Genomic DNA, 8,074 nt, shown 5'->3' on the forward strand with positions numbered 1-8,074 from the left:
TCAAGGAGAAAGCACGGGATTCCGTTCTGCAACTGCTGAACCGCTTGCAGGCAGAGCAGACACAGCGGAAGCCACCTGTCCCGCCTACCGCCGAAAAGTCAGAAACACGAGGTGATGTTTATTGAGCAAAGAAGTTAACGAAGAACGCGCTCCCCGAACCATTACCGATGTGAAGGAAATGCTGTCCAAGCACTCCAACGGCGAAATCCAGCGGACGATCCAGAACTGCATCACGATTTTGCAGAACGACCATGTGCTGGCCGATGCCATTCGACTGAACCTGTTGAGCGAGCGCATCGACATCGTAAAGCCTGTGGGCTGGCCCCGCTCCGGCAAGACGCTGAACGACACCGACATGAAATATATCCTGCGCCGAATGGAAAAATACGGCATCTCCAGTGAAAAGAAAATCGAATCCGCCATCCGCATCGTTGCCAACGAGAACCGCTATCATCCCATCCGGGACTACCTGAACGGCCTGCAATGGGATGGGACGGGGCGGATAGCCCATGTCCTGCACCACTTCCTCGGTGCTGCGGAGGACGAGTACACTTGCGAAACGATGAAAATTTTTCTGCTGGGAGCCATCAAGCGGGTGTTCCAGCCGGGATGTAAATTTGAGACCATGCTCTGTCTGGTGGGAGGGCAAGGTGTTGGAAAGTCCAGTTTTTTTCGGCTGCTGGCGGTCAAGGATGAATGGTTCTCAGACGATTTGCGGCGGCTGGACGACGACAACGTGTACCGCAAGCTGCAAGGTCACTGGATCATCGAAATGTCGGAGATGATCGCCACCGCCAACGCCAAGAGCATCGAGGAGATCAAGAGCTTTCTCAGCAAGCAGAAGGAGACCTATAAAGTCCCCTACGAGACCCATCCTGCCGACCGTCTGCGCCAGTGCGTCTTTGCTGGCACGACCAACCGGCAGGATTTTTTGCCCCGTGACCGCACAGGCAACCGCCGCTTCATCCCTGTTCCGGTGGATGCGGAACTGGCCGAAGTCCACATTCTGGACAATGAAGAGGAATCCCGTGCCTATATCGACCAGCTTTGGGCAGAAGCCATGACCATCTACAACAGCGGTAATTACAAGCTGGCGTTCAGCCCCGCCATGCAGGAAACGCTGCAAGTCCATCAGCAGGACTTCATGCAGGAAGATGCACAGGCGGGCATGATCTACGCCTTTTTGGAGGACTACACGGGTGACCGGGTGTGTTCCAAGCAGCTCTATGCGGAAGCACTGGGCAACACCAATATCCCGGCAGAGTGGGAGACCCGCGCTATCTGCGAGATCATGAACACCGGCATTTCGCGCGGCGATATCCAAGGCTGGCAGGCGCACAAGACTGCCAAGCGTTACCCGAAGTACGGCGTTCAGAAAGGCTGGGAGCGCGTAACCAGCCCCGAAACCGGGGCTGAAAATTTCTCCGAAATAACGGATGCGGAAGCCAAGCAGATGGGCTTTCCCTTCTGATGGACAGTGGTTACACGGTTGGTTACAGATTCGGTTACGTTCCAGTTACAGCGCAAAAGCCGCATAACTGCTGCGTTTTCCTCTTTCTGTAACCATGTAACCTTAAAAGAATAAGAAAAAGTATAAAGCCCACCGGATGCCCTGTGTGCAGCAAAAGAGAGTTTTCCTGCACGGTTACAGGCGTTCGGTTACAAGGAATTGGAGGTCTGCCTATGAAGGAAGTTCGCGTTTGCGAAGCAATGAAGTCCCCGGTGGAGACTTCAAGCGACGGAACGGTCTTGCATCAGCAAGATGGAGGGACCAAGTCCCGACAAGTTCCGATCTGGGAAAAGAGCAATTTAACGCTGGAGGAAGCTGCGGCTTATTCCGGCATTGGCATCAATAAACTGCGTGAGATCACCAACGAGGATAAGTGCAAATTTGTCCTTTGGGTGGGCAACAAGCGTTTGATCAAGCGCCGTCTGTTTGATTGCTTTATCGAGCAGGCGTATTCTATTTGAGAATGATGCAACGTCTTTTCTATTCGATATCGGTGGAAATCGCATGGTCGGTATGGTATACTAAAATTAACCCCTATATGCGCTTTTCACAGAAAGGAGTTTCTAAATGTCTGAAAAGCGCAAAGATAGCAAGGGCCGTGTTTTGAAGGATGGCGAAAGCCAGAGAGCAAACGGCACCTACGACTATCGTTATACCGATATCCACAAGAAACGGCGTTGTATTTACGCCAAATCCCTGACAGAGTTGCGGAAGAAAGAGGATGAGCTGTGGCGTGATCTGGCAGACGGCATCGACTATGCTGCCGGAGAGATGACAGTGGCTGATCTGGTTGACCGCTATATGAACCTGAAACGTGGGTTGAAACCCAATTCACTTCGGTCGTACAACACAGCGGTCAAGCGGATTCATACGGACCCTTTCGGGCAAAAAGCCATCAAAACGGTAAAATTGTCCGATGCGAAAGGCTGGTTCGTGTTTCTGCATGACAGCGGTTTCAAGCAAAACACCATAGGAATCCTGCAAAGCGTTGTCAGACCGGCGTTTGAGATGGCAGTGGAAGATGACATCATCCGCAAGAATCCATTCAAGTTCAAGCTGTCGGACGTTGTGCCGAAGGACGCTTATGTGCGCAATGCCCTGACCAGAGAACAGCAGGAGAAATATCTGCAATTCGTTCAAGACTATGGCGGCAACTATTATGATGATATCGTCATTCTTATGGGAACCGGCTTGCGTGTGAGTGAGTTGTATGGCCTGACACGAGCAGATATCGACTTTGAACGGCACTGTATCCATGTCCGGCGGCAGCTTTGCCGGACGGCTGAAAAGCCCTACTTTGTCACACCGCCGAAAACAAAAAGCGGTATCCGCAATGTTCCCATGACAGATACCGTTTGTGCAGCGTTGCGGCGTGTAGTAAAAGCCAGAGCGTCCACGAAAGTGGAAGCGCTGGTGGATGGTTGCAGCGGATTCCTCTTTCTGGACAAGTCCGGAATGCCGAAGGTGGCAATGCACTTGGAAAACTATATGCGTGGCGTGCAGGGAAAGTTTGAGAAGGCGTACGGCAAACCTGTTCCGCGCATTACACCTCATGTGCTGCGACACACCTTCTGCACCAATGTTCAGCAGGCCGGGCTGGATGTAAAAAGCCTGCAATACCTGATGGGACACTCCAATGCCAGTGTGACGTTGGATGTCTACACGCACAGCAGCTTTGAATCGGTTGAAAGAGCCTTTGAACAAATCGCCGGCAACCTGTGATTTTCGACGCATGAAGCGGAATTGCTTACGCCGAAACTTACGCCAAAACTTACGCCAATCACCCGGTAAGTGGCGTAGATTTGCGTAGAAAAGCGTGGATCGTGCAAAAACGGAGAATCTGGAAAAATCGGCTTGTGGCCTTGATAATTCTACAAAAGTCTACGTTTCCCGATATTTGTGACTCGGCTCCAAAAGTGTGGTTTGGAAGGGCGGCATGTACTAAGCCGCAGCCCCATCCCATCCCGATGTCTTTTGAGGCAGGGTCTCTTCGGAGGCCCTGCCTCTTTTGCGTAACAGCCCCCTTTTCTGCCCATACTACGGGGCAGGGAAGGGGGCTTTTTTATGTCGGGCCGGAGGGTGCTTGCGCTGTATGGGGCGCTTCTGCTGGGGTTTGCGGCGGTGGTCTGCCGGTTGTACTGGCTCTGCTCGAACACCGGATACGTAGCGCGGGCGTCGGCGCAGAGCGAGGCCGTCCTGCGCCTGCCTGCGGCGCGGGGGAACTTCTACGACTGCGACGGCCTGCCGCTGACGGGGCTTTCGGAGCAGTGGCTGGCCCTCTGCTTCCCGGGGGAGGGCAGTTATGCGCGGCTCTACCCCTACGCGGACGCTGACGGACAGGCGGTGCTCTACCGGGAGCGGAACGCCTCCCGGCCCTTCCTGCTGGAGGTGGCGCAGGATGTGAGAGGGCTGGGCGTGCGGTGCTATGCCGTGCCCCGGCGGTACGCCGCCGCCCCGCTGGCGGAGCATCTCATCGGCTATCTGGACGGCGAGGGCCGCGGCGCGGCGGGCCTCGAAGCGGCGCTGGACGACATCCTTTCCACCGGCGGGCAGGACATCCTCCGGTGCGCAGTCACGGCGCAGGGGCGTCTGCGGCGGGGTAGTGAGCCGGTGCTGGAAAAGGCATCCGCCGCCGCACGGGGGGTGCGGCTGACCCTCTCCCGCAGCATCCAGCGGGCCGCAGAGGGGGTGGCGGCAGAGAGCATGGCCGCCGGGTGCATCCTGATCTTAGAGGCCGGCAGCGGCAAGGTGCGGGCCTGCGTCAGCCGGCCCGGCTTCGACCCGGCCCATGTGGGCGAGAGCCTGACGGCCCCGGGCAGCCCGCTCCTGAACCGCGCCCTCTCGGCCTATGCGGTCGGCTCGGTGTTCAAGCCGGTGGTGGCGGCTGCGGCGCTGGAAGCCGGGGAGGGGGACTTCGTCCGGGACTGCCCGGGGTATGACAGCCGGAACGGACAGGTCTACCGCTGCGCCGGAAGCGTGCCCCACGGCCTTGTGGGGCTGGGCGGCGCGCTGGAAAAGAGCTGCAACGGCTACTTCATCGAGCTGGGGCGGCGTCTCGGGCCGGAGCGGGTCCGGCAGATGGCGGCGGCGCTGGGCTTCGGGAAGGGGCAGGACATCGCGGCGGGGCTGCGGGCCTCGGCGGGCGTCCTGCCCGAGGCGGAGACGCTGGAAAACGAGGGGCAGTTCGCCAACTTCTGCTTCGGGCAGGGGGAGCTTCTGGCGACGCCCTTACAGGCGGCGGGGATGATGAACGCCATCGCGGCGGGCGGCGTCTACCGCACCCCCCTTTTCGTGGAGTGTGTCGTGGACGAGGCCACCGGCGAGGAGCTTGCGCCGCTGGCCCACGGCTCGGCCCGGCGGGTGTTTTCCGAAGAGACGGCAAAGAGGCTGCAAGGCCTGCTGGCGGGCGTTGTGGCGGAGGGGACGGGCCAGCAGGCGGCCCCTGCGGAGGGCACTGCCGCCGGAAAGACCGGTACGGCCCAGACCGGACAGTTCCGGGAGGGCGAGGAGCTGAAAAATTACTGGTTCGCGGGCTTTTACCCGGCGGACAGGCCCCGCTGGACCATCGTGGTGATGCAGGACGCCCAGACCGAGCCGGAGGTGTCCAGCGCCGCGGTCTTTGCCCGCCTGTGCGACGCGCTGGCGGCGGGAGAGGACGGGTAGTTTTGCGTTTTTGCTTGCTTTTTTGGCCGGGGTATGTTACTATATACTTGTATCTGTATGTTTGTATCCCAAAATTGATAATAAAAGGAGCGTTTTCATCCATGGCAGTCAATGAAATCGTCGGCGGCGTTATCCTGCTCGTCGTCTCGGTCGCCATCTTTGCCCTTACCCTGATGCAGCACACCCACGGTCAGGGTCTGTCCGGTGCCATCAACGGCAGCGCTTACGGCGCAAACAACACCCGTCTGACCCCTGCGGATCAGATGCTGGCGAAAGTGACCCGCGTCGCCGGTGTCGTTTTCTTTGTGGTGGCCATTCTGGCCTGCGTGTTCGCAAGCCGTCTGGCCTGAGTACGCGCCCGCAGCCCCGTGATGAAAGCGGGGCTGTTTTTCTGTTTGTATGGATAAGAGGGAAGAGCCGCGCCCCGGTGGGAGGGCGGGCCAAGGTAGTTAAGGAGAAAGAAAATCTATGTCAATGCGCGATAAGATCGAACACGCGATCCAGAATCAGCCCTGCACTGTCAAGGAGCTGAAGCAGAAGTTCGGCGGCGAGCGCGGCGCAGACCGCAAGGTGATGGAGGCTCTGGACGAGCTGGTGCGGGAGGCCGTCGTCTGCCAGCGTCAGGGCGTGTTCTTCACCGTCCGCTCCGGCCGTGCCGGCAAGGCTCTGCTGTGCAAGGTGGTCAAGCTGGGCAAGAACTTTGCCTTCGTCATGCTGGAGGACGGCACCAGCGACATCTTCATCCCCGGCCGCTTCACCAAGGGCGCCATGCCCGGCGATGAGGTGCTGGTGGAGAAATTCGAGCATCCCCGCATGGAGGGCAGCGACGAGGGCACCATCCTCGCCGTCCTGACCGAGAAGAACGATCTGGTGGGCACGGTGCGCCGGGTCGAGGGCCGTCTGCGCTTCGTGCCCGACGACTGCCCGGCCATCACCATGCCGCTGGCCCGGGACTGCGAGGGCGGCGCAAAGGACGGCGACAAGGTGGCCGTCGAGATCCTGAACCGCGGCAACCGGCAGGAGGATCATCGGGTGGGCGTCGCCATGCGCTTCGGCAGCTCCGACGAGGCCAAGCGCTGCGCCAAGGCCCTGCTCTACGCCAAGGACATCCGCACCCGTTTCCCGGATAAGGTCCGGGAGGAGGCCAAGAAGTTCGAGGGGGCAGAGATCTCCGAGAAGGACTGCGAGGGCCGGATGGACCTGCGCGCCCTGCCCATCTTCACCATCGACAGCGCCGAGACCAAGGACATCGACGACGCCGTCAGCCTGACCCGCACCTCCGACGGCGGCTTTGAGCTGGGCGTCCACATCGCCGACGTCTCCAACTACGTCAAGCCCGGCACCGAGCTGGACAACGAGGCCTTCAGCCGCGCCACCAGCGTCTACTACGCCGATCAGGTGGTGCCCATGCTGCCCAAGGCCCTGTCCAACGGCATCTGCAGCCTGAACGAGAACGAGCTGCGTCTGGCCTTCTCCTGCCTGATGCGTCTGGACAAGGACGGCAACCTGACCGACTACCGCTTCGTCAAGTCCATCATCCGCAGCCGGGTTAAGGGCGTCTACGCCGAGATCAACGCCCTGCTGGCCGGGACGGCGGACGCCGAGATCAAGGCAAAGTATGCCGATGTCATCGACCAGCTCCCCGCCATGAAGGAGCTGTACGGCCACCGCGCCCGCCTGCGGAAGGAGCGGGGCTGCATGGACATCGAGAGCGGCGAGGTCAAGCTCATCCTCGACGAGAACGGCCGCTGCATCGACGTCAAGAAGCGCACCTCCGGCGAGAGCGAGAGCATGATCGAGGAGTTCATGCTGCTGGCCAACCAGTGCGCTGCTCACTTTGCCCGGGTCAAGCAGATCCCCTTCGTCTACCGCGTCCACGAGGAGCCGAACGCCGAGAAGCTGGAGCGTCTCCACGCCCTGCTGCAGGCCTGCGGCATCAACGACCACTTCGCCAAGGAGGTGCCCACGCCCAAGGAGCTGAGCGCCATCCTCGAGGGGGTGCGGGGCACGCCGTATGAGCAGATCATCAACACCGGGATGCTGCGCTGTATGTCCAAGGCCCTCTACGAGGAAAAGCCCAAGGGCCACTACGGTCTGGTGCTGAAGGACTACGCCCACTTCACCAGCCCCATCCGCCGCTACCCCGACCTCGCCATCCACCGCATCATGACCGACCTGCTCAAGGGCACCGAGAAGGAGACCATGATCCTCCGCTACACCGACTTTGCAGAGCGTGCCTCCAAGCAGTCCAGCGAGCGGGAGGTCGTCGCCATGCAGATCGAGCGGAAGGCCGAGGACTGCTACAAGGCCGAGTATGCCCGCCGCCATCTGGGCGAGTGCTACGAGGGCACCATCTCCGGCGTGACCCAGCGCGGCCTCTTCATCGAGCTGGACAACGGCGTGGAGGGCTTCGTGCCCGCTTCCAGCCTGACCCCCTCCGGCACCAGCCTCACCGAGGGCGTCCGTCTGACCGACCCCGCCTCCGGCAAGAGCTGGAGCCTCGGCGACAAGATGATGATCACCATCGTCCGCGCCGACGTCAATCTGGGCAAGATCGACTTCGAGGTCGCCCCTGCCGCCAAGAACTGAGGAGGGGAAAACATGAGCATCCGTCATGCAGTCCCCGCCGATGTGGACACGCTGGCCGACATCGAAGCGGCATCCTATCCGCCCGCCGAGGGAGCGTCCCGGCAGAGCATCGCCGGGCGGGTGGCCGTCTACCCGGATCATTTCTGGCTGCTGGACGAGGACGGCGGGGTGAAAGCCTTCGTCAACGGCCTCGTCACCGACCAGCCCGACCTCACCGACGCGATGTACGACGACCCCCAGCTCCACACGCCGGAGGTCAGCAGGCAGATGATCTTCATCGTCGGCACCGCCCCGGCCCATCGTCGGGAGGGC

The 8,074-nt window shown here is 60.2% G+C and carries 6 protein-coding genes and 1 pseudogene; all 7 read left to right on the forward strand.

What is annotated here, in order from left to right:
- Nucleotides 1-178 precede the first annotated feature (178 nt).
- A complete protein-coding gene (locus ACT8X9_RS11865; protein WP_444269126.1) occupies nt 179-1,471 on the forward strand; it encodes a VapE domain-containing protein in 1,293 nt (430 codons plus the stop codon).
- 212 nt (nt 1,472-1,683) lie between these two features.
- Nucleotides 1,684-1,971: an excisionase gene (locus ACT8X9_RS11870; RefSeq protein ID WP_005932579.1), complete on the forward strand. Its 288-nt coding sequence runs from the start codon at nt 1,684-1,686 to the stop codon at nt 1,969-1,971.
- A 106-nt stretch (nt 1,972-2,077) separates the two neighbouring features.
- On the forward strand, nt 2,078-3,232 hold the full coding sequence (locus tag ACT8X9_RS11875) for a tyrosine-type recombinase/integrase (RefSeq protein ID WP_444269122.1): 1,155 nt from the start codon (nt 2,078-2,080) through the stop codon (nt 3,230-3,232).
- 342 nt (nt 3,233-3,574) lie between these two features.
- Nucleotides 3,575-5,173, forward strand: a complete 1,599-nt coding sequence (locus ACT8X9_RS11880; protein WP_444269123.1) for a peptidoglycan D,D-transpeptidase FtsI family protein — start codon at nt 3,575-3,577, stop codon at nt 5,171-5,173.
- 101 nt (nt 5,174-5,274) lie between these two features.
- On the forward strand, nt 5,275-5,523 hold the full coding sequence (secG, locus tag ACT8X9_RS11885; RefSeq protein ID WP_444269124.1) for a preprotein translocase subunit SecG: 249 nt from the start codon (nt 5,275-5,277) through the stop codon (nt 5,521-5,523).
- Nucleotides 5,524-5,641: 118 nt separating this feature from the next.
- Nucleotides 5,642-7,762, forward strand: a complete 2,121-nt coding sequence (rnr, locus tag ACT8X9_RS11890; protein WP_444269125.1) for a ribonuclease R — start codon at nt 5,642-5,644, stop codon at nt 7,760-7,762.
- A gap of 12 nt (nt 7,763-7,774) precedes the next feature.
- A pseudogene (locus ACT8X9_RS11895) lies at nt 7,775-8,074 on the forward strand (GNAT family N-acetyltransferase); the annotation flags it as partial.

Source organism: Faecalibacterium sp. (genome assembly GCF_052358865.1).
Lineage (GTDB): Bacteria > Bacillota > Clostridia > Oscillospirales > Ruminococcaceae > Faecalibacterium > Faecalibacterium butyricigenerans.